12 protein-coding genes are annotated in these 21,415 nt (G+C 70.2%); 6 read left to right on the top strand and 6 right to left on the bottom strand.

Features of this window, described 5'->3' with window-relative positions:
• Nucleotides 1-17: 17 nt before the first annotated feature.
• The 5 genes from GA0115234_RS16555 to GA0115234_RS16535 all read right to left on the bottom strand — a co-directional run bounded on the left by GA0115234_RS16555 (nt 18) and on the right by GA0115234_RS16535 (nt 7,910).
• On the bottom strand, nt 18-521 hold the full coding sequence (locus tag GA0115234_RS16555) for a hypothetical protein (protein ID WP_093542304.1): 504 nt from the start codon (nt 519-521) through the stop codon (nt 18-20).
• A 118-nt stretch (nt 522-639) separates the two neighbouring features.
• Entirely contained in the window at nt 640-2,316 is a 1,677-nt protein-coding gene (locus GA0115234_RS41390; protein WP_141718428.1) for a DUF4189 domain-containing protein, read from the bottom strand.
• Entirely contained in the window at nt 2,313-3,446 is a 1,134-nt protein-coding gene (locus tag GA0115234_RS16545) for a protein phosphatase 2C domain-containing protein (protein ID WP_093542302.1), read from the bottom strand. The genes GA0115234_RS41390 and GA0115234_RS16545 overlap by 4 nt, the downstream gene beginning before the upstream one ends.
• A 1-nt stretch (nt 3,447) precedes the next feature.
• Nucleotides 3,448-4,128 (bottom strand): vWA domain-containing protein, encoded by a 681-nt coding sequence (locus GA0115234_RS16540; protein WP_093542301.1) that lies wholly within the window; start codon nt 4,126-4,128, stop codon nt 3,448-3,450.
• A gap of 362 nt (nt 4,129-4,490) precedes the next feature.
• Complete coding sequence (locus GA0115234_RS16535) at nt 4,491-7,910, bottom strand: CHAT domain-containing protein (protein ID WP_093542300.1); 3,420 nt, start codon at nt 7,908-7,910, stop codon at nt 4,491-4,493.
• A 223-nt stretch (nt 7,911-8,133) separates the two neighbouring features.
• On the opposite strand from GA0115234_RS16535, the gene GA0115234_RS16530 reads away from it, so the two are divergent.
• From GA0115234_RS16530 to GA0115234_RS16510, 5 genes are all read left to right on the top strand, one after another.
• On the top strand, nt 8,134-9,441 hold the full coding sequence (locus tag GA0115234_RS16530; protein WP_093542298.1) for a hypothetical protein: 1,308 nt from the start codon (nt 8,134-8,136) through the stop codon (nt 9,439-9,441).
• A gap of 11 nt (nt 9,442-9,452) precedes the next feature.
• On the top strand, nt 9,453-10,532 hold the full coding sequence (locus GA0115234_RS16525; protein WP_093542439.1) for a hypothetical protein: 1,080 nt from the start codon (nt 9,453-9,455) through the stop codon (nt 10,530-10,532).
• A 287-nt stretch (nt 10,533-10,819) separates the two neighbouring features.
• Nucleotides 10,820-13,534 carry an aconitate hydratase AcnA gene (gene acnA, locus GA0115234_RS16520; RefSeq protein ID WP_093542437.1) on the top strand — a complete coding sequence of 905 codons (2,715 nt, stop codon included), beginning with the start codon at nt 10,820-10,822 and terminating at the stop codon, nt 13,532-13,534.
• 208 nt (nt 13,535-13,742) lie between these two features.
• On the top strand, nt 13,743-14,627 hold the full coding sequence (locus GA0115234_RS16515; RefSeq protein WP_093542435.1) for an aminoglycoside phosphotransferase family protein: 885 nt from the start codon (nt 13,743-13,745) through the stop codon (nt 14,625-14,627).
• A 272-nt stretch (nt 14,628-14,899) separates the two neighbouring features.
• Nucleotides 14,900-15,544, top strand: a complete 645-nt coding sequence (locus GA0115234_RS16510; protein ID WP_093542296.1) for a histidine phosphatase family protein — start codon at nt 14,900-14,902, stop codon at nt 15,542-15,544.
• Between the two features lie 70 nt (nt 15,545-15,614).
• Here the strand turns inward: GA0115234_RS16510 and GA0115234_RS16505 are convergent, their stop codons facing one another.
• Nucleotides 15,615-19,460 (bottom strand): GH92 family glycosyl hydrolase, encoded by a 3,846-nt coding sequence (locus GA0115234_RS16505; RefSeq protein ID WP_093542294.1) that lies wholly within the window; start codon nt 19,458-19,460, stop codon nt 15,615-15,617.
• 502 nt (nt 19,461-19,962) lie between these two features.
• Between GA0115234_RS16505 and ngcE the strand changes: the two genes are divergently transcribed.
• Nucleotides 19,963-21,411: an N-acetylglucosamine/diacetylchitobiose ABC transporter substrate-binding protein gene (gene ngcE / locus GA0115234_RS16500; RefSeq protein ID WP_093542292.1), complete on the top strand. Its 1,449-nt coding sequence runs from the start codon at nt 19,963-19,965 to the stop codon at nt 21,409-21,411.
• The last annotated feature ends 4 nt before the right edge of the window (nt 21,412-21,415 follow it).

Genomic DNA, 21,415 nt, shown 5'->3' with positions numbered 1-21,415 from the left:
TCGTCCGGGTGCGCGCGTCAGGTGTCGTACAGGCCGTCCCAGGGGGCGTAGAAGCCGAGGCCGTCGGGGTGGAGCTCGGCCCAGTCCTCCCCGTCCTCCTCGTCCTCGTTCCCGTCGCCGTCATGATGTTCGACGACCAGGCCGAAGCGCACGCCGTCGACCGTCAGCCGGAAGGGCCGGATCGCGATGTCCCCGTACTCGCGACCGGGAAGGCCGTCGAGCAGCTCCGCCATCCGCGACCGCGCCCGTGCCGTCACGGAGTCCTCGCCCTGCGGGCGTCGTTGCTGCTCGGCGTATGTTCCGGCGCACCGGATGTCCGAGTCGACGTGCCGGCCCTCGTGGTCGAACCGGTGGAGGACGGTGTAGAGGCGCTTGTGCTCCTCCCAGCCGTCGCCGACCACGAGTCCTTCCGGGAAGGCGTAGGTGATCGAGGCCAGGAACTGGCCGTCCGAGTACCGCCCGATGGTGTCGGTCCGGTAGTCCGGCTCATGGGCGATGGGGATGATCGCGGGGACTGCCATGCCGAAACCATAGATACGGCCTCTGACATCAGGGCACCCGGGGCGGCGGATCCGGCCACGGCCGACCGGCCCGCCGCCCGCCGCCCGGCGCGCCCCGCCCCGGTCCGGAACGGTGCTCTCAGGAGGTGTACCGCGTGGTGCACACCGCGGTGATCCAGCGCCCGCCGCCCGCATGGGCGATCGCGCTGTTCTCGGCTTCGGTCTGGCTGGCGCCCTGGCCGCCCCAGTAGCGGTGGGCGTCGGGGTTGTAGGCGACGGCGCCGCAGCTGTTGGCGAACGTCACGAGGACCTTGCAGCTGCCGGGGCAGCTGTTCAGTGCTCCTTGCCGGGCGGCGTTCGCGGATTTGTGGTCCCAGGCTCTGCCGTAGGCGCCGTTGGGCGCCACGGCAATGGCGCCGTAGTAGTTCGGGCGTGGTGGAGGAGGAGGTGGAGGAGGTGGAGGAGGTGGAGGAGGTGGCGGCGGTGGCGGGGCCGGGGCTTCCGTCGTTGCGGGGGCGGGATCCTTGGCCGGCGGGGCGGGGTCGGGTGCCTCCGTCGCCGGATCCTCGGTCGCCGTGTCGTCCGTGTCTACGGGCGGATCCGGGTCGACGGGCGGGTCGTACGTCGAATCGTCGGGCACGTACGGACTGGTGGAAACACCGGGGTTCGCGGTGGTGCCGGAGTCGTCGCCCGACGTGCCGCGACCGTGCGCGAGCGCGGACAGCAGGATCACTCCCAGGATGGCGGCGACGACACCTGCGGCGGCCTTGCCCGACGACGACCCTCCGGCCGGGGTTCCTGCCCGGTTTCTTGCCGGGGTTCTCGTCGGGTTTCTTGTCGGACCCGTTCCGGCCCTGGGGGGAACGGGTGCAGGGGTCCGGACGGGGCGTGGTGTCGGCGGCGCCGGGGCCTTGACCTTGGTGCGCTTGCCCGGCTGCGTCCGGTTGCGTGCCTGCTCCAGTGGACGGAGCCACTCCGCCAGCGCCGGTCGCCGGGCCGGGTCACTCCGCGTGCTGCGCTGCGCGAGGTCCGCCAGTTCGGCCGTGACGCCACGCAACGGCCCCAGATCCGTGCTGACCTGGTCCTGGTTGAAGATCCTCGCGGCGATCAGCCCGAACTTGTACGTGTCCGAGGCCGGTGTGGCTTTCGCCGACTCCGGGACGCTCCAGCCGGTGGTCTCGACCTGGGGCAGTACGTCCCGATTGCGGTACCGCATCGAATCGCAGTCGATCAGCAGGACACGGGGCGCACCGACCAGGGTGAACAGGACGTTCTTCGGGGAGAGATCGCCCACCACGACGCCACCCTTGTGCAGTCGGCTGAGCGTCGAGGCGAGGTCGGTGAGCAGATCGAGCCTGGTGCGGTCGTCGAGCGTCAGCCCGATGGTCTGGAGGAACGTCTCCGGGTTGAGCAGAAACTCCAGGCCCTGCTGTTTGACACCGCCGATCGCGGCGCTGTTCAACTCGAACCCGCTTCCCACGCGCTGCATGAGGAAGCCGACCACGGTGGTGCCGGAGTTCGCGGGGATCGGCAGCTGTGTGGGCGCGCTGCCCGTGTAGACGAGCGCGGTCGGCCAGGCCAGCCGCTGGGAGAGGAAGGACTGGTCGGCGGGGTCGAGGGTGGAGAGGGAGCCGGCGAGCGCGTGCAGTGCGTCGGGGTCCGGGAGTACCTGTGGCCGGTACTCCTTGTAGGCCAGCTGTCCGCTCAGCCTGCCCGGTGCCTGGGGCACCCCGTAGACGATGCCCTGCCCGCCGTCACCGAGGCGGTGCGCCGCGTACTGCCCGAGCTGGTCGGGCCTGACCCAGGGGACCGTCACCGGGGGGCTCCCGGTGACGTCTCGCGCGGCCACAGCGCGATCAGGGTACGGTCGTCCCCGAACGTCTCCCGGGAGAAGTCCAGTAGGTGCGCGAACCTCAACGGCGATACGGGGAAGCGGAGTTCGGAGCGGAACAGGTGTCCCACGGCGCCCTCGCCGTCACCGAGCGGGTCGCCGAAACCGTCGGTCCCGATGAGCAGGACGGTGCCCGGTTCGAGGACGAAGGACAGGGGGCGGACACCCGCCGGGACGAGGGGCAGCGGGTCCACCGCGGACGACAGGAGCCCGTCCGGCCCGGTCGTCTTTCCGCCGCCCAACGCATGGATGCGGTCGTGCCTGAGCTGCCACACGCCGGAGTCGCCCACCCAGATCACGGACACCTTCACCCCGTGTTCGGTGGGTGTGGCCGTGCCGGCGACCAGGGTCGTACCCAGCAGCTCGGCCGTCTCCTGCACCCCTGCCTCCTCCTGCAGACGCAGAAGACGGCGGGCCTGCTCGCGCAGTTGCCAGTGCACGGTGGACAACAGCTTGTGCCAGTCGGCGACGAAGCCGCCCTTGTTCCGCACCTGCGACAGCATCTCGTCGACCGCGCTGCGGCAGGCCAACTGCGAGCCGATGTGCGGCTGGTGGGCCTCGGACACTCCGTCGGCGACGGCGAACACCACGGTGCCGGTGCCTTGGTCCCACGCCATCGCCGCGTCGTCCTCGCGCTGTATGCCGTCGTGCCGGTGCTCGTAGCCACGTACGGACGCCAGCCGTACGTCCAGTGCCGCCGTCGACCAGCCGTCGCAGATGGTGTCGGGACGGTAGGACATCCCCGTGGGCGGCACCGGGTCGAAGGCCTCCACGGCCCGGTCCACGACGACGGGACCCCACTGGTCCGCAGTGGTGTCCGGCGGGTACGGGACACGGCCCGGGTGCCGGAGCGGTGCCGGGCCGGGCCCGTGTCCGGCCACGTCGGGCCCCCAGGTCCACGGCGCGTTGCCGGCCGTGCGGTCGGGCAGGTCATGGGGCGCGGCCGGGGGCGGTACCGGTGGTGGAGGCATCGGCGGCGGCCCGGGCGGCGGGGGTACGTGCCGGGCGGGTTCGTGCTGCTTCTCCCCCCGGTGGCGGTCGAAGAGCGGCGCCATGTCAGATCACGTCGATCGCTACGGTGAAACCCTCCGGCTTGTCGACCTGGAGGTGCGGGTTCGATGAATCGAGCGAGCGGCCGGAGGCGATCACGCTCTTGGTGAGCGCGGCGCAGAACTTCGCGATGGCCGCGCCGACATCGACGCCCTTGTCCGCGACGAAGCCGAACTCCGGCCGTGTGGCGACCTTGTTGATGGTCTCCGCGTCCGCGTCGCCGATGCCGCACGCGATGATGTTCGGCGCGGCGGGTGTCACCGTGCGGTCGGTGAGGCGGCGCAGCGTCTCCTGCCAGTTCTCCCCGCCGTTCGGGGCGCCGTCGCTGAGGAAGAACACCGCGGGCCTGTGCACCTGGTAGCCCTGGCTCTTGAGGTCCTTGACGTCGACCGGGATGCGGTCGGTGAGGTCATCGAACGCCGCGGCGTAGCTCGTCGATCCGCGGGTGTGCAGCCGCGGGAACTCGTTCGCACCGCGCAGGTCCACCTGGTGCAGTCGCTCGATGACGTCGTCGGAGAATCCGAGTACCGAGAAACGCACCTTGGCGGCGGCCATCGGCTCGCCCAGCAGCGCCTGATGCAGTGACCGCAACCCGTCGTTGAGGTCGTCGATGTGCTCGTACATCGACGCCGACTCGTCGGCGAGGACGTAGATGGGGAGCAGATGCCCCCGATTGCTTTCCTTCATCGTCCGTGTGCCCCTCTCGTCTCGGCTACTGCCTGTTGTGTGCCGTGCGTTCAGGTTGGGGACCCCGTGGTGTGCGGGACGCTCATCCGCGAGTCGCGGTTCCCTCCCCGGCCGGTTCCGGAATCCAGCCGGTTCCGGAATCCGAGTGGTTCCGGAATCCGAGTGGTTCCGGGAACCGGGCGGCACCTTCGCGCGTCGAGAGTGCCTCACCCCGTTGGTGTGCGGAGGACTTGGACGCACCGGATCGGTGTGCCCGCCTCATCTCTCTGTTCCAGTGCACCAGGCCTACTGGTCGCGCACCGGGCGGAATCGGGGCGGCCGCTGTTGTGACAGCGCCACCACTCGGTTCCGGCGGGCAGGACTCACGTGGCACCCTCACCGGCCACTGCGGCGGCCGACAGCCCAGGGCGCCCCGGATGTCCCTGGTGGGCGAAGGCGGCCCACACCGAAAGCCGTTCCAGGCCCGGAAGTTGGGCGTCGCGCGCCAGCGCGCTGTCTACGCCGGCGGGAACCCTGCGCCGGGGGTCGAGCATCCACAACTGAGCCGACCGAAGGGCACTCGCCGGGTCCTGGCCGTCGACCGCCACGAAGTGGTGGAACACCGCCATCATCAGCGCCGAGGCGCCGTCGTACGTCCTCCATCGCGACCCCACCACGTTCCGTGCGCCGCGCGCCACGAACGCCGTGGTCAGCGTCAGCGCCTCGTCGTGATCACGGGTGCTCAGGTCCGTCTCGCAGGCGCTCAGCACGATCAGCGGCCCGGCGCGGCGGGGTGCGGCGGCGGTTCCGGCGGTGGCGGCCGTGCCTCCGGCGCGGTCGTCCGGGACGTCCAGCAGCCGGGTCACGGTCAGCATCCCCAGGTCCGGCAACGCGCCCGGTCCGCCCCGCTCGGCCGGCCACGCCTCACTGCCGCCGGGGAACGCCAGGCTGAGCGCCGACACCGTCGGCCGTGGTCCGGCGGACCCGTGCGACGCCACATGCAGCAACGACGCCTCACCCAGCACGGCGAGCACCTCGTCCGGTGTCCCGGGGGCGTGGGGCGGAGCCGGAGCCTCGTAGAACTCCCCGTAGAGCCGCGCCCCCGGATAGTACGCACGGTGCAGCGCGCTGATCTCCCGCTCGGCGTGCGTGAGGTCCATCCGTGGATCGGCCACCAGGACCGGAGCCGCGTCCACCGGAAGCCGGTCGCGGCCCACCGCGGCGAGGAACTGGCTGCCCGACGCCGCGTAGGTGACCACCAGATCCTGGCAGGCGTAGCGGTACTCACCCCGGTCACGACGGCGCGCGGCGTGCCAGGGCACGACACCGAGGTTCCCGCACGGCACCAGCACAAGGCGGAGGGGGCCGCGCCCGGCACGGGTGGTGATGCGGTGTTCGAGCTGCTCGGTCAGCGGTTCCATGACCGCGTACGAGGCCCAGTCGCACAGGCGGCCGAGAGCCCTCTCCCACCTCTGCTCGTGCACCTCGCCGCCCATCCGGGAACGGGCCGCCGCAGTGTTCAGGTACTCGGCCAGCGGTCCGTTCGGCGTGGCGAGCAGCGACGGCAGGTCGAGCGTTTCCGGCCCCCCGTCCGGCCACAGGGCGATCGCCAGCCCGTGGGCCTCGCCCTGTCCGGGCAGCAGATAGACCAGTACGTCGGCGTCGCCCGCCGCGACTCCCGCCCGCAGTGCGGCCGTGGACGGGGTGGCGAACAGGGTCGTCCGGCTGTCGTGCTGCCGGTAGCCGAGCGCTTCCAGGGCCTGGCGGCGCAGGCTGCCGGGAAGGATCCGGCCGCCTTCCGTGTGCGGCGCGGCCGTCTCCTTCCGCCAGGCGTCGGCGAGTTCCCGGTGCCCGCGCGCCCCGAGCAGCTCGGGTACTCCCGTGGCGGCCGAGGCGGCGTGGAGCACCAGCGCCCGGCCCAGCTCCAGGGCCGTGACCGCCGCCTCCGGACGGCCGCAGCCGATGGCCGTGCGGGTGGTCATGAGCGCGTGGTTGGCCGCGGACCGGGCCGCCTGCAGGCCGTGCTCGGAGCCGACCTGCAGGAGTACGTCGGCCGAGACGGCGTGCAGGGCGTCCAGCCCCGCATTGGTGGCGGCGTGCAGCTCCTCCGGGTTCTGCGTCCGGAACCAGCGCAGCCAGTACGCCGTGACGAGGTGCCACAGCGCGTCCGCCGCGAACGCCGTCTCCCGGCCCTGCCGGGCGCGTTCACGTGTCCGCTCCAGGCCCGCGATGGCCCGGTTCAGGTCGGCCGGGTCATCGGTGTGCTGGTACCGCTCCATCAGGGAGAGCGCCGTACGCTGCTCCTCGATCTGGCGTCTCATGGACAGCGCCGGGGCCGCTCGGTCCGCGACGTGCAGGCTCTCCTCGACCAGCGCGGGATCGTTCTCGTAGTGTCCGCGCAGGAGCTTCGCCTGTCTGGCGAGCTCGCCCAGCATCTCGTTCCAGGGCGGTGGTGCCGACCGTGTGCACTCCTCCAGGTGGGCGAGCCCGCGCAGCATCTCCGACTCGTCCCCCAGCAGCGAGCCACGGGCCTGATGGGCCAGGCTCAGCGCCAGCGGAACGAGGATCCAGGAGGTCCGGTCTCTCGGGACGGTGGCGTGGAGGCTCAGCAGTTCGTCCAGCACGGCATCCAACTCACCCAGATCCTCGGTCCGTTCGCCGCGCCCGATCCGGGAGATCGCCGAGAGGACACGCATCGCGGTGAGGGCGTCCGCATCCGGGCCGGAAACGGGGGCCGCGTCCGCCAGACCGGCCTTGATCTCCTCGGTCACGCGGTGCGCGAAGTCGTCGTCCTGGTGGCTGCCGCCGATGGCGCTCGCGCTGTGCAGCAGGGCGGAGCGCATGACCTTCATGGTGAGGGCCATCGGGTGCTCCGGCGCCAGCCGGTCCATGGCCTCGGCCGTCTGGCGCACGGCCGTGTCCAGCAGCGTCGGATCTCCGGTGCCGATCGCGGCCGCCGTCGCGAGCAGCGCGGTGGAGACCTCGGCGTCGACCGCGCCGGAGGCCTGGCGGACCGAACCTCCGGCCGTCGGCGCCCGGGGCGGGGTGTCGCGGGGCGGGGTGCCGTGGCCGGCCGCGCCGGGCGGTGGCGGCGGGGGTGTCCCCGGATCGATGTGGAGTCCCATGGAGTGGGCCAGCCCGCGGAGCTGGTCCTCGTAGGGGAAGTCCTCGGGCGTGGCGTCCTTGAGGCGCTGCCGCATCGTGTCGCTGACGCCACCCGACCCCAGCAGCTCCTCAAGAAGGGGCAGAACCGAAGCCAACGGCATGAGTTCCGCGCGTAGTCGGGGCGGCATCGGCAGGTCCTCGACGTCGCGGAGGAGCGCGGGCAGTTCGGCCATGCCGTCGCGGCCGATCTGCGTCAGGTACCAGTTCATGGCGGCCGGGAAGTCAGGGGACAGACCGACACCGCCGCCGAGTCGCGGGGGCGGCGCCATCAGGAGCAGCAGGCCCAGCGCCGCGCACTGCCGCTCCCACCTCGGGGCCCGCGGCTCCGCCGCGCGGACGCGGCGCAGGTGCACGAGCGCCCGGTCCCGGTCCTCGGCGAGGCCGCCGTTCGCATGCCGCAGGGCGAGCAGGACCCCCAGCCGGGCCGCCACGGCGTTGCGCCGCTGCCCGTTCGGGTCCAGCAGCCTTTCCAGCTCGGTCAGTTCGCCCAGAGTCCGGTCGAGGAAGGCCTGGTCGACGACGACTCCGCGCGGAGCCCTCGGCGGCACCCGGTGAAAGGGGAGCAGCAGATCGGCCCGCCCCGCGGCATCGCGCGCCCAGGCCCGTAGCCCCCGTGTCCCGCCGTCGCCGTGGTCCATCGCGCCCCGCTCCGTAGCCCGCTCGCTCCGCTCGTCCCGGTGTTCACAGGATGCCCGGTCCCCGGACCCCGGCGGGCCGGATTGAGGGGAACGGACGGAAGGCGCCCCGGAACCGACCCGCAAGCGACCGGTCCGGCCGCCCTCGCCAGGGCCCGGACCTCCGAGGACGGCGCTGTGGCAGGGTGATGAAGGCCGGGTGGTGGTCCTGAGGGGGGAACCGAGGGTGACGCGGATACGCGAGCTGTACTACTACGACTACTTGAACGACTTCGGGCTCAGCGGATTCGCCGGCACGGTGTGCTCCCGTGCCACGCTCCGCACCGACGCACAGGTGGTGCTCGCCCTCGCCGGGGCGGAAGCGGCGGACGAGGACGACCGACTGGGCACGGACGTCCGGCTGCTGCTGGACTCCCCACTGCCGGACGAAATGCTCCGCACCCTCTGGCTGGCCGCCGTACGGCGCTGCTTCGACCCGGCCGAGGAGCACCCGGACACCCGGTCGTGGCTGCGCCGTGTCGCGGAGGTGTGCCCGCCGCACGTACCGGAGCGGGGCCGGGTCGAGGCGGAGGTCCTCGACGAGGCGCGTCCGAGGGTGCCCGAGGAGGAACTGCGCGGGATCGTCGCGGCGGAGGTCGAGTCGGCCGCACCCGCCCTCGAACGCGCCGTCGCGGTACCGGACATCGTCCCGGCGCTCCTGCGGGTCGTGCGCGAAGTGGACGCCGACCTGGGATTCCGCCTGTTCCTGCGGGCGGCGAAGGCGTACTCCGTACCGATCGGGAAGGAGCCGTACGCCCGGCTGCTGGGCATCGGCGACCTGCTGGCGTATCCCGAGGCCGCCGTCTTCGAAGAGCTGAACGTGTGCTGGCCCCCGATCGACCCCGGCCGGCGCGATTTCGGTCTCGGCCGCTTCGGTCTGCCGCTGCTCGCCGGCGTGTTCCACGGGACGGACTGGATATATCTGGGCACCGTGCCGGAGAACATCCGTCGTGTCGTCGAGAGCGACGGGGCATACACGCCGGGCTCGTACGCGGCGGTACTGCTGGAGGACGTGCGGCGGCTGCTGGACTCCGCGCTCCCCGACGAGGCGGTCACCACCCTGTGGCGGACCGCCTCGTGGCGCCTGCGGGTGGACGAGGCATTCGACGCCGACGGGCGGACCTGGCTGGAGCAGGCCGCCCAGGCGTGCCTGGAGCGCCTGGCGGCCGTCGATCCCGGCTACACGCCCTATCTGTCCCCGGCCCGGACCGACCTGGCGGAAGCCGTGCTGCGGGAGCTCCGCGAGGCCACGCGGAGCGCGGTGGAGGAGGTGCGGGACGTGGCGGGGGTGCTGGAGGAGGTGGTCACCACCGTCGACCCGGACCTGGGATTCCGTCTGCTCCTGGATATCCTCCTCGCGTACGACGTCCCCGTCACCGACGACCAGTGCGCCCGCTACCAGGCGCTCGCCGAACAGTTCGGATACGGCGCGGACCACCTCGACGACCATCTGTCGCGTTGGCGGGACGGAGTATCGACATCGGCTCAGCAGTGAAGCCCTCCGACATGTCGCGAGGTGCGCGTCTGGCCGCCCACGGAGCCGTCTCCGCTTCCCTGGCCCGGTGCGACGACCGCGCGCTGAGCGGGCTCGTGGACGCGGCCGAGCCGCTCGGCTCCGGCATCGGCGGGAAGTCGGCCCTGCTGGAGATCGCCGGGACCCGGGTCTTCGTGAAACGGGTGCCCCTCACCGACCTGGAGAGAGAGCCGGAAGGCGTCCGGTCCACGGCCAACCTGTTCGGGCTGCCCCTCTTCTGCCAGTACGGCATCGGCGGGCCGGGCTTCGGGGCCTGGCGGGAACTCGCCACGCACATCATGACGACGGACTGGGCGCTCGCGGGGGAGTACGAGGGTTTCCCCCTGATGTACCACTGGCGGGTGCTGCCGGACTCGACGCCGCTGCCCGAGGAGCTGGCCGACGTCGACCGGGCCGTCGCCTACTGGGGCGGCGGATCGCAGGTGCGTGACCGGATCGAGGCGCTCCGGCAGTCCTCGGCGAGCGTCGCGCTGTTCCTGGAGTACATCCCGGAGAACCTGCACCAGTGGCTGGGCCGCCAGATCGACATCGGCGGCGCGGCCGCCGACCGGGCCTGCGCGATGGTCGGGCGGGAGCTGGAGACCGGCGTCTCGTTCATGAACGGCCGAGGTCTGCTGCACTTCGACGCCCACTTCGAGAACATCCTCACCGACGGCCGGCGCCTGTTCTTCACCGACTACGGCCTCGCGCTCTCCTCCCGGTTCGAGCTGTCCCGGGAGGAGACCGAATTCTTCGACCGGCATCGGAGCTACGACCGCTGCTACACCACCAGCTATCTGGTGAACTGGCTGGTCACAGCCGTGCACGGATACGGGAGGGAGGACCGGGAGGAGCGGGAGGAGCGGGTGCGCGCGTACGCCCGTGGTGAGCGCCCCGCGGGAATCCCGGCAGCGGCCGCGTCCGTCGTCGCCCGCCATGCGCCGCTCACCGCCCTGATGGCGGACTTCTTCCACGAGCTCCAGCACCGGAGCAGGGAGACCCCGTACCCGCTGGAGGAGATCCGCCGCATCCTCTCCACGGGCATCCCTCCAACGGCCCAGGGGCCGCTGTGAGCCGCCACCGGGTTCCGGGGGCCGGAACGGACCGGGTTCGCCCGGTGAACTCCTCGATCGGATGACGGCGGTCAACCGCCCGCGCATGACCGCGCGACGGTGATGTACTAGAGTTATCTCGACATCGAGATATATGCCGAAGGCGCACCACGGTCCGTCAGCCGGTAAGGGTTACCTAACTAAGCCTTACCTTAGCGGATGGTCGAGGGGCCGTAGGCGGCACCGCGCGGCGCCCGGCCCGATGAGGCGCGGCGCGGAGTACGCGCACATTGATGAAGGAGACTGTCGTGTCGGCGAACAGCTTCGACGCCCGCAGCACGCTGCGCGTGGGCGACGAGTCGTACGAGATCTTCAAGCTGGACAAGGTCGAGGGCTCCGCGCGCCTCCCTTACAGCCTGAAGGTGCTGCTGGAGAACCTGCTCCGCACCGAGGACGGCGCGAACATCACCGCCGACCACATCCGGGCGCTCGGCGGCTGGGACTCCCAGGCGCAGCCCAGCCAGGAGATCCAGTTCACGCCGGCCCGCGTGATCATGCAGGACTTCACCGGTGTGCCGTGCGTCGTGGACCTCGCCACCATGCGTGAGGCCGTCAAGGAGCTGGGCGGCGACCCGGCCAAGATCAACCCCCTCGCCCCGGCCGAGCTGGTCATCGACCACTCCGTCATCGCCGACAAGTTCGGCACCAACGACGCGTTCGCGCAGAACGTCGAGCTGGAGTACGGCCGCAACAAGGAGCGCTACCAGTTCCTGCGCTGGGGCCAGACCGCCTTCGACGAGTTCAAGGTCGTCCCCCCGGGCACCGGCATCGTCCACCAGGTCAACATCGAGCACCTGGCCCGTACGGTCATGGTCCGCAATGGCCAGGCCTACCCCGACACCCTCGTCGGCACCGACTCGCACACCACCATGGTCAACGGCCTCGGTGTGCTGGGCTGGGGCGTCGGCGGCATCGAGGCCGAGGCCGCGATGCTCGGCCAGCCGGTCTCCATGCTCATCCCGCGCGTCGTCGGCTTCAAGCTGACCGGCGAGCTCCCGGCCGGCACCACCGCCACCGACCTGGTGCTGACCATCACCGAGATGCTCCGCAAGCACGGTGTCGTCGGCAAGTTCGTCGAGTTCTACGGTGAGGGCGTCGCCGCCACATCCCTCGCCAACCGCGCCACCATCGGCAACATGTCGCCGGAGTTCGGCTCCACCGCCGCGATCTTCCCGATCGACGACGAGACGCTGAAGTACCTGCGCCTGACCGGCCGCGACGAGCAGCAGGTCGCGCTGGTCGAGGCGTACGCCAAGGAGCAGGGCCTCTGGCTCGACCCGGCCGCCGAGCCGGACTTCTCCGAGAAGCTGGAGCTGGACCTGTCGACGGTCGTCCCGTCGATCGCCGGCCCGAAGCGCCCGCAGGACCGCATCATCCTCGCGAACGCCAAGCAGCAGTTCGCCCAGGACGTGCGCAACTACGTCTCCGAGGACGAGGAGTCCGGCAAGGAGTCCTTCCCGGCCTCCGACGCCCCGGCCTCCTCCAACGGTGTCCCGTCGCGCCCGACCACGGTCACGGCCCCCGACGGCACCACGTACGAGATCGACCACGGCGCCGTCACCGTCGCCGCGATCACCTCCTGCACCAACACCTCGAACCCGTACGTCATGGTCGCTGCCGCGCTCGTGGCGAAGAAGGCCGTCGAGAAGGGCCTGACCCGCAAGCCGTGGGTCAAGACCACCCTCGCCCCGGGCTCGAAGGTCGTCACCGACTACTTCGACAAGGCGGGCCTCACCCCGTACCTCGACAAGGTCGGCTTCAACCTCGTCGGCTACGGCTGCACCACCTGCATCGGCAACTCCGGCCCGCTGCCGGAGGAGGTCTCCAAGGCGGTCAACGAGCACGACCTGGCCGTGACCTCGGTGCTCTCCGGAAACCGTAACTTCGAGGGCCGGATCAACCCCGACGTCAAGATGAACTACCTGGCGTCCCCGCCGCTGGTCGTCGCGTACGCCATCGCCGGTTCGATGAAGGTCGACATCACCAAGGACGCCCTGGGCACCGACCAGGACGGCAAGCCGGTCTTCCTCGCCGACATCTGGCCGACCGAGGCCGAGGTCAACGACGTCGTCGCCAACTCCATCGGCGAGGACATGTTCAACAAGTCCTACCAGGACGTCTTCGCGGGCGACGCCCAGTGGCAGGCCCTCTCGATCCCCACCGGCAACACCTTCGAGTGGGACTCCGAGTCCACCTACGTGCGCAAGCCCCCGTACTTCGAGGGCATGACGATGGAGACCACCCCGGTCTCCGACATCACCGGCGCCCGTGTCCTGGCCAAGCTGGGCGACTCGGTCACCACCGACCACATCTCCCCGGCCGGTGCGATCAAGGCCGACACCCCGGCCGGCAAGTACCTCACGGAGCACGGCATCGAGCGCCGTGACTTCAACTCCTACGGCTCGCGCCGTGGCAACCACGAGGTCATGATCCGCGGCACGTTCGCCAACATCCGCCTGCGCAACCAGATCGCGCCGGGCACCGAGGGCGGCTTCACCCGCGACTTCACCCAGGCCGACGCCCCGGTGTCGTTCATCTACGACGCCTCGCAGAACTACCAGGCCGCCGGCACCCCGCTGGTCATCCTGGCGGGCAAGGAGTACGGCTCCGGCTCGTCCCGCGACTGGGCGGCCAAGGGCACCGCGCTCCTGGGCGTCAAGGCCGTCATCGCCGAGTCCTACGAGCGCATCCACCGCTCGAACCTCATCGGCATGGGCGTCCTCCCGCTCCAGTTCCCGGAGGGCGCGACCGCCGAGTCCCTCGGCCTCACCGGCGAGGAGACCTTCTCCTTCACCGGCGTGACCGAGCTGAACGACGGCACGACCCCGCGCACGGTCAAGGTCACCACCGACACCGGTGTGGAGTTCGACGGCGTCGTCCGCATCGACACCCCCGGTGAGGCGGACTACTACCGCAACGGCGGCATCCTGCAGTACGTGCTCCGCAGCCTGATCCGCAAGTAGTCGCCACAGGCAGGAGAGCCGAAGGGCCGCACCCCGGAATTCCGGGGTGCGGCCCTTCGCGTGTCCGCCGAGCCTGCTCGGTCGGCCGGGTGCGGCCGTGCGCGGTAAACGAGTTGACGGACGGTACGCGTCGGCGTTCGTATGGCCGTCGGCCGCCAACCGCCGGTCGGTGCCCCACTGCTGAAGGGTCTTCATACGCATGGGCAGGATGCACGCCGATGAACCGGACATCGACGAGTCCCTCGTACACCGGCTGATCGCCTCGCAGTTCCCGGACTGGGCCGGGCTGCCCGTCGCACCGGTCGTTCCGGTGGGCACCTCCAACGCCATGTACCGGCTCGGCGAGGACCTGGTGGTGCGGCTTCCCCGCACGGCGGGGGCGGCCGATGACGTGGAGAAGGAGCAGCGCTGGCTGCCCCGGCTCGCTCCGTCGCTTCCCGTCCCCGTTCCGGTGCCGCTGGGCAAGGGGGCGCCCGCCGAGGGCTACCCGTGGCACTGGTCGGTCTTCCGGTGGCTCGACGGCGCGAACCCGGTGCTCGGGGAGGCCGTCGAACCCGGCCTGCTCGCGGCGGACCTGGCGGACTTCGTCACCGCGCTGCACCTGATCGATCCCGCCGACGGGCCGCCCTCCTTCCGCAGCGAGCCCCTGGCGGCCCGCGACGCCTCGACGCGCGCCGCGCTCGCGGAGCTTCACACGGCCGTGGACACCGGCGCGGCGCTCGTCGTGTGGGAGGCGGCGCTGCGGGCCTCCGCGCCGACCGGCCCGGCCGTCTGGATCCACTCGGACCTGCAACCCGGCAATCTGCTGCTCGCCGACGGACGGCTGAGTGCCGTCATCGACTTCGGCTGCATGGGGCTGGGCGATGCCGCCGTCGACCTCATCGCGGCGTGGTACCTGCTCCCGGCGCACGCGCGCGGGATCTTCCGTACGGCACTGGGCGCCGATGACGCGGCCTGGGCGCGGGGGCGGGGCTGGGCGCTGTCGACCGCGCTCGGCGAACTGCGCTACTACCGGGACTCGAACCCGGCCATGGCGGCGATCGCACGGCACGTCGTCCATGAGGTCCTCGCCGGTGACGGAACGACTCCGTGACACGGCGCTGACGGCGGCCGTATGTGACGTACCTGCCCGGCCGCCTCACCGATGCTCGCCGCCGGGCCCTTCGCCCGCGGCGTCGTCCTGCTGCGCGGCGGCAACCCCCGGGCTGGGGCATTTGACGGAAAGTCGCGGACGACCCGGTCGCCGTACCCGCAAACGGGCCACCGCCCGCCTCATCGTGGGCGCACGGAATGCGATGGTGGTCCTGCGGGTTCGCAGAGCAGCGGACCACGCGGAACGAACGGCACAGAGAGCGGATGACACCCATGGGCGAGCTGATCCTGATCCGGCACGGCGAGACGGAGTGGTCGCGGTCCGGGCAGCACACGAGCTACACCGATCTGCCCCTGACCCCCTTCGGGGAACGGCAGGCCCGTGCGCTGGCGCCGCTGCTCGCCGACCGGCGGATCGCGCTCACCCTGGTCAGCCCCGCCGTACGCGCCCGGCGCACCGCCGAGCTCGCCGGGCTCGCCGCCCCCCGCATCACACCCGAGCTGCGCGAATGGGACTACGGCGGCTACGAAGGGGTGACCACCGACGAGATCCGGCGCACCCGCCCCGACTGGAACCTCTGGACCGACGGGGTCGCCCCCGGCCCCGAGGCCCATCCCGGCGAGACCCCGGCCGAGGTCGGGGCCCGCGCCGACCGGGTGCTGGCCGAGGCCGCGGAGGCGGCGGGCCGCGTCCCGGAGGAGGACATCGCGCTCGTCGCGCACTCCCACTTCCTGCGTGTGCTCACCGCCCGCTACCTCGGCCTGACCCCGGCCGAGGGCACACTGTTCCAGCTCGCCACCGGGGCCGTCTCCCGGCTCGGCACCGAGCACGGGAAGCCGGTCATCACGGCATGGAACGTGACCCTGCCCGAGAGCCTCTTCCCCCGCGCCGTCCCGGAGACCCCGGAACGGGACTGAACGGACCGACGGCCGGTACCCCCGGGGCGGGGGTACCGGCCGACGGCCGTGACGCGGATGGAGCACGGGCTCAGGAGAGCAGCTCCGCCTCCGCCAGCGTGCCTTCACCGGCGAACACCAGGCGGTAGTGCGCGTACGTGCCCCGCCGGCCCACCGAGAACACCCTCGTCTGCTTGTCCCAGGCGAAGGACTCGGCGGACCGCTTGTCGAGGTCCTTCCAGGCCGTGCCGTCCGACGAGCCCTGGAGGACCCAGCCGGTCGGGGCCTCGGCGGCCTTGTCCGACGTCAGTGTGTACCGGACCGCGTCCGTGGCCGAGGGGACCGGGAGGTCCACCTCGGCGACCTTCGCCGAGGTGGCCGACGTGTTGTCGAACAGGGCACCCGCCCCCTTCAGCACGTCCGCCTGCGGCGACGCCACCTTGTCGTCCGTGGTGATCGACGTCGGCGCCGCGTCCTTGCCGGTGCCCCACGACGACGGCCTCGGACCCATGTCGAAGTCCAGCACACCGCCCTTGGCCAGCAGGTCGTGCGGCAGCGAGGTCGAGGTCCACTTCTTGCCGTTGACCCTCAGGCCCTGCACATAGATGTTCTTCGCGCTGTTCCTCGGTGCCCTGACGACCAGGTCGCGGCCGTTCTCCAGATGGACCGTGGTCCTCTTGAAGAGCGGGGAGCCGATCGCGTACTCGCCACCGCCCATGACCAGCGGGTAGAAGCCGAGCGAGGAGAAGAGGTACCAGGCCGACTGCTCGCCGTTGTCCTCGTCGCCGTGGTAGCCCTGCCCGATGGCGCTGCCCGTGTAGAGCCGGCTCAGGACCTCACGCACCTTCTCCTGCGTCTTCCAGGGCTGCGAGGCCGCGTCGTACATGTACGCGACGTGGTGCGCGACCTGGTTGCTGTGGCCGTACTGGCCCATCCGTACGTCACGCGCCTCCGTCATCTCGTGGATGACACCGCCGTACGAGCCGACGAACTCGGGGCCCGCCGTCTCCGGCGTGGTGAAGTACGTGTCGAGCTTCTTGGCCAGACCGTCCCGGCCGCCGTACAGATTCGCCAGGCCCCGGCTGTCCTGCGGGGCCGTGAAGGCATAGCCCCAGCCGTTCGTCTCCGTGTAGTCGTAGCCCCAGACCCGGGGGTCGTACTTCTCCGACGGGAGCCGCCAGTCGCCCTTGGCGTCCTTGCCCTGGAAGAAGCCGGCCTTGTCGTCGAAGAGCTGGACGTAGTTACGCGCGCGGTTCAGGAAGTACTCGGACTCCTCCTCGTACCGGGCCTTCTTCGTCTTCTCGTAGAGCGCCCGGCCCATCTGCGCGATGCCGTAGTCGTTGAGGTAGCCCTCCAGGGACCAGGACAGGCCCTCGTGCGTCGAGGTGTTCGCGTAGCCCACGAACGGGGACGTCGCCATGCCCTTGCGGCCGACGCCCGAGGACGGCGGGACCACCGTGGCGTTCTTCAGCGCCGCGTCGTACGCCGCCTCCGCGTCGAACCTCACGCCCTTGACGTAGGCGTCCGCGAACGCGACGTCCGAGGAGGTGCCGGTCATCAGGTCGGAGTAGCCGGGCGACGACCAGCGGGAGATCCAGCCGCCGTCCTTGTACTGCTGGACGAAGCCGTCCACCATCTCGCCGGCCTTGTCCGGGGTGAGGAGCGAGTACGCGGGCCACGTCGTGCGGTAGGTGTCCCAGAATCCGTTGTTGACGTACACCTTGCCGTCGACGATCTTCGCCCCGGTGTGCGTGGGGGTGTCCGGGCCGACCTGCGGGGAGAAGGGGCTGGCGTACTTGTCCTTGCCGTCGACCTTCTCGAAGCCCGAGTTCGGGTACAGGTACAGCCGGTACAGGCTGGAGTAGAGGGTGGTCAGCTGATCGGCCGTGGCGCCCTCGACCTCCACCTTGCCCAGGATGTCGTCCCAGGCCCGCTGCGCCCGGTCCTCGACCCGGCCGAAGGAGCGGGAGGCGGGGATCTCGGCGGCCAGGTTCCGCTTCGCCTGGTCGATGCTGATGAGGGAGGTCGCCAGGCGGAGGTTCACCGTGCGGTCCCTGCCCGCGTCGAAGCGGAGGTAGCCGGTGACGTCGTCGCCACCGCCGCCGGACAGCTTGCCGCTCGCGCTCACCGGGGCGTCGAAGACGCCGTACACGAAGAGGCGGGTGGCGCCGGTGGAGCCGCCGCTCTTCACGTCGGAGAAACCGGTGAAGGAGCTGGTGGCCGGGTCGAGGGTGAGCCCGCCGTCGTTGGAGACGTTGTCGAAGACGATGCTCGCGTCGTCACCGGGGTAGGTGAACCGCATCCGGGCCGCGTGGTCCGACGGTGTCATCTCGGCCTTGAGGCCGTTGTCGAACGTCACCCCGTAGTAGTGCGGCTTCGCCGTCTCGTTCTCGTGGTGGAAGGGCAGCGCACGTGCCGTGCGGGAGGCGTCCGGGGTGCCGGAGACCGCCGACGGCATCAGCTGGAAGGTCTGCCGGTCGCCCATCCAGGGGCTCGGTTCATGGCTGGCGCTGAAGGCCTGGAGGGTGGGCAGGTTGTCGTCGTTGTTGCCGCGCGCGTAGTCGTACAGCCAGCTCGTGGAGCCCGCGTTGGTGACCGGGGTCCAGAAGTTGAAGCCGTTGGGGACGGCGGTGGCGGGGAAGGTGTTGCCCCGGGAGAAACCACCGCTGGAGTTGGTGCCGCGGACCGTCGACGCGTAGTCGGAGAGGTGGGAGCGGCGCTTCTCGGGCGCCTTCGGGGCGATCGCGATGTCGTCGATCCAGCCCTGGAACTTCGCCGTGCCCTTGGGGGAGTCGTACGCCACCAGGATCCGGTCCACGGTCTTGCCCGCCGCGACCGTGCCGATCGTCGACTCGACCTTGTTCCACTGGTTGACGTAGAGCCGTTTGGCGTCGGCCTGGCCCTGCGGGGTCAGCAGACCGCCGTTGCTGTCGGTGGCCCGTAGATCGCTCAGATACGTGCCGTCCGTGAACGCCAGGTCCACCGCGACATGCGTCGCCGGGTAGGAGAGGTCGGTCTCGCCCATCTGCGGATAGACCAGATAGGACAGTGCCGTGTCACGGGTGACAGCCGTGTTCACGTCGAAGACCTTGTTGTACGAGTAGGCGCGGCCCTCCGCCTTGTGTGTACCGGCGTACCGCAGGGCCTTCTTCCCGGTGAAGCCCGCACCCGCCTTCGCGGTGGGGGAGCCGGAGGGGCCGCGGTCGACCTGGCTGCGCATCTCGGCGGGGGCCGGGACCGAGGTGTCGCCGTCGGAGAACTGGACGTCGGCGAGCTGGGTGGCGTCGGAGGCGCCGTTGTTCTTCGTGATCTCCAGACGGAAGTGTTGATATGCGGTGTCGGAGGTGAAATCGTACGACTTCGTCTGGAACCGCTCGGAGAAGGCCTGGCCGGTCCGGGAGTCCAGGTCCTTCCAGTCCTTGCCGTCGGCGGAGCCCTGCAGCGTCCAGTCCTTCGGGTCGCGCTCGTCGTGGTCATTGGCCGAAGTCAGCGCGTACGTCACGATCTTGACCGGTGCGTCGAGATCGAACTCGACCCAGCCGGTGGGCTCGAAGGCCAGCCACTTGGTGCCGGACTCCCTGTCGATCAGGTTTTCCTTCACCTCACCGCCGCCGGTGTTCTCGCCACTGGCGCGGACTTCTGTCACCTTGTCGGTGACATTGCCCGGAATTCCTGTGGAGAAGCCGCCATCGACACCCGATGACCGCTTCTTTCCCTCAGGACCCTCTTCTACGGTGTTGCGCCAGTCCGGCTGCTTTTCATCCGCTTCGAAGGACGAGCTGAATGTCCGGTCCCCCGAGGGGGGCCGTCCCTTTCCGTGACTGCCGGCCGACTGTGCGGCGGCCGCCGTGGGGGCGGTCACGATCAGGACCAGTGAAGCCGCGATCAGTGCGGCCGTACGGCTTTGTCTCCTGCGAGAACCATGTCGGGGCTGCATGTCGAGCCATTCCTCCCGAGGAAGTGCACCTGGACAACGTTGTCAGAGAGATGCGCAAGGTCCAGTAGGGAGGCAAGTGCTGGGATGTGTCAAGGGTGTTGGGTGCGAAGGGCAGGCTGTATCGACCGGAATGCGGAAATCGTTACACCCGGCCGATGAGCATGCGGGGGCCATGTATCCGCGAGGTCTCAACTCGGGAAAGACTGCTGCTCAAAGTCGCATTCGATCTTGCTCAGTTGGCCGTGAGTGGACTATACCTGTCGGCGTCTGCACAGCCGTTTTCGGCGACGCGGGCAAGGGGACATGGGGGAACGGTCGAGGACGGCACGACGGGTGCATCCGATACCCGGTCTCCCTGAACCCCCCACTGCACATGGCTAGCCTGAAAATCAGCACGACCCAAGCGCAACTGACCGCGGTGGCGGGGCCCTTCGCCTGAGGCGAATATCGACGGGCGACCGGTACACACCGCCTGAGTCCTGGAGAAGGCGAGGACTTGAGCATGGGATCCACCTCCGCCCACAAGAATGAGGGCCTTGGCCGTCGCGATGTGATCAAGCGATCGGCCGCACTCGGCCTGATCAGCGTTCCGACGATGGGCTTCCTGTCGGCGTGCGCGAGCAGCGACAGCAGCGGTGACAAGAAGGTCGAGAAGGGCAAGGCCACCAAGGCCAACCCGCTCGGCGTCAACGAGACGGCCCCGCTAGAGGTGGTCATCTTCGACGGCGGCTTCGGCCAGCAGTACGCGATCGACGCGGAGAAGAAGTACAACGCGGCGTTCCCGAAGGCCCCGAAGGTCAAGCACGTCGCGACCCAGAAGATCCAGTCGCAGCTGCAGCCCCGTTTCAACGGCGGCACCCCGCCGGACCTGATCGACAACTCCGGCGCCGAGCAGATGGACATGGGTGTCCTGGTCGGCAAGAAGCAGCTGCTCGACCTGACGCCGCTGATGGACGCCCCGTCCATAGACGACCCGAACAAGAAGGTCCGCGACACGCTGCGCCCCGGTGTCCTGGAGATGGGTCAGTTCGACGGCGACCCGGTCTGGATCATGTACTACGCGTACACCGTCTACGGCGTCTGGTACTCGCAGACCGCGCTGGAGAAGCTCGACGCGGAGTACCCGGAGGACTGGGACGCCATGCTCGCCCTCTGCGCGAAGGCGAAGAAGCAGGGCATCGCGGGCTGGACGTACGCCGGTAAGTACCCGTACTACCTGCCGTTCTCGCTCTACCCGTTCATCGCCAAGATCGGTGGCCGGGAGGTTCTCGACAAGATCGACAACCTGGAGCCGAACGCCTGGAAGGACCCCGCGGTCAAGGCGGCGTTCGAGGCGTACTACGAGCTGTACCAGAAGGGGTACATCCTCAAGGGCACCCCCGGTCTGACCCACATCCAGTCGCAGACCGAGTGGACCAAGGGCAAGGCGCTCTTCATCCCGAACGGTTCGTGGGTGGAGAACGAGGCCGCGCCGACCACGCCCAAGGACTTCAAGATGATGGTCGCGCCGCCGTCGGGCCTGGACTCGTCGGACAAGCTGCCGTTCGGCACCATCTGGGCCTCCGGCGGTGAGCCCTTCATCGTCCCGGCCAACGCCAAGAACCCCGAGGGTGGCATGGAGCAGCTGCGCATCATGCTCTCCGAGGAGTCCTCGAAGAACTTCACCAAGCAGGTCAAGTCGCTCAGCGCGTTCAACGGCGGCACCGACGGTCTGACCCTGTCGACCGCCATGCAGTCCGGCGTCGACTCGCTGAAGAAGGCCGGCGACAACGTGGTGAACCCGCGTCTGCAGGACTGGTACGTGAAGCTCCAGAAGGAGCAGATCGGTGTCGCCGGTATCGGCGAGATGATGGCCGGCCGCGCGACCCCGGCGGAAGCCATCAAGAAGATCCAGGCCTTCGCCGACGCGGCGGCCAAGGATCAGTCCATCAAGCACTACAAGCACCAGTGAGCAA

This window comes from Streptomyces sp. DvalAA-43, assembly GCF_900091725.1.
Taxonomy (GTDB): Bacteria; Actinomycetota; Actinomycetes; order Streptomycetales; family Streptomycetaceae; genus Streptomyces; species Streptomyces pulveraceus.
This window is presented reverse-complemented; position numbering and strand designations above follow the sequence as displayed.

Excerpts from the sequence above, each read along its gene's own strand:
- GA0115234_RS16535 (WP_093542300.1), bottom strand. The coding sequence starts at position 7,910 with ATGGACCACGGCGACGGCGGGACACGGGGGCTACGGGCCTGGGCGCGC.
- GA0115234_RS16510 (WP_093542296.1), top strand. The coding sequence starts at position 14,900 with ATGGGCGAGCTGATCCTGATCCGGCACGGCGAGACGGAGTGGTCGCGG.
- GA0115234_RS16540 (WP_093542301.1), bottom strand. The coding sequence starts at position 4,128 with ATGAAGGAAAGCAATCGGGGGCATCTGCTCCCCATCTACGTCCTCGCC.
- GA0115234_RS16525 (WP_093542439.1), top strand. The coding sequence starts at position 9,453 with ATGTCGCGAGGTGCGCGTCTGGCCGCCCACGGAGCCGTCTCCGCTTCC.
- GA0115234_RS16505 (WP_093542294.1), bottom strand. The coding sequence starts at position 19,460 with ATGCAGCCCCGACATGGTTCTCGCAGGAGACAAAGCCGTACGGCCGCA.
- GA0115234_RS16555 (WP_093542304.1), bottom strand. The coding sequence starts at position 521 with ATGGCAGTCCCCGCGATCATCCCCATCGCCCATGAGCCGGACTACCGG.
- ngcE (WP_093542292.1), top strand. The coding sequence starts at position 19,963 with ATGGGATCCACCTCCGCCCACAAGAATGAGGGCCTTGGCCGTCGCGAT.
- GA0115234_RS16515 (WP_093542435.1), top strand. The coding sequence starts at position 13,743 with ATGCACGCCGATGAACCGGACATCGACGAGTCCCTCGTACACCGGCTG.
- GA0115234_RS16545 (WP_093542302.1), bottom strand. The coding sequence starts at position 3,446 with ATGGCGCCGCTCTTCGACCGCCACCGGGGGGAGAAGCAGCACGAACCC.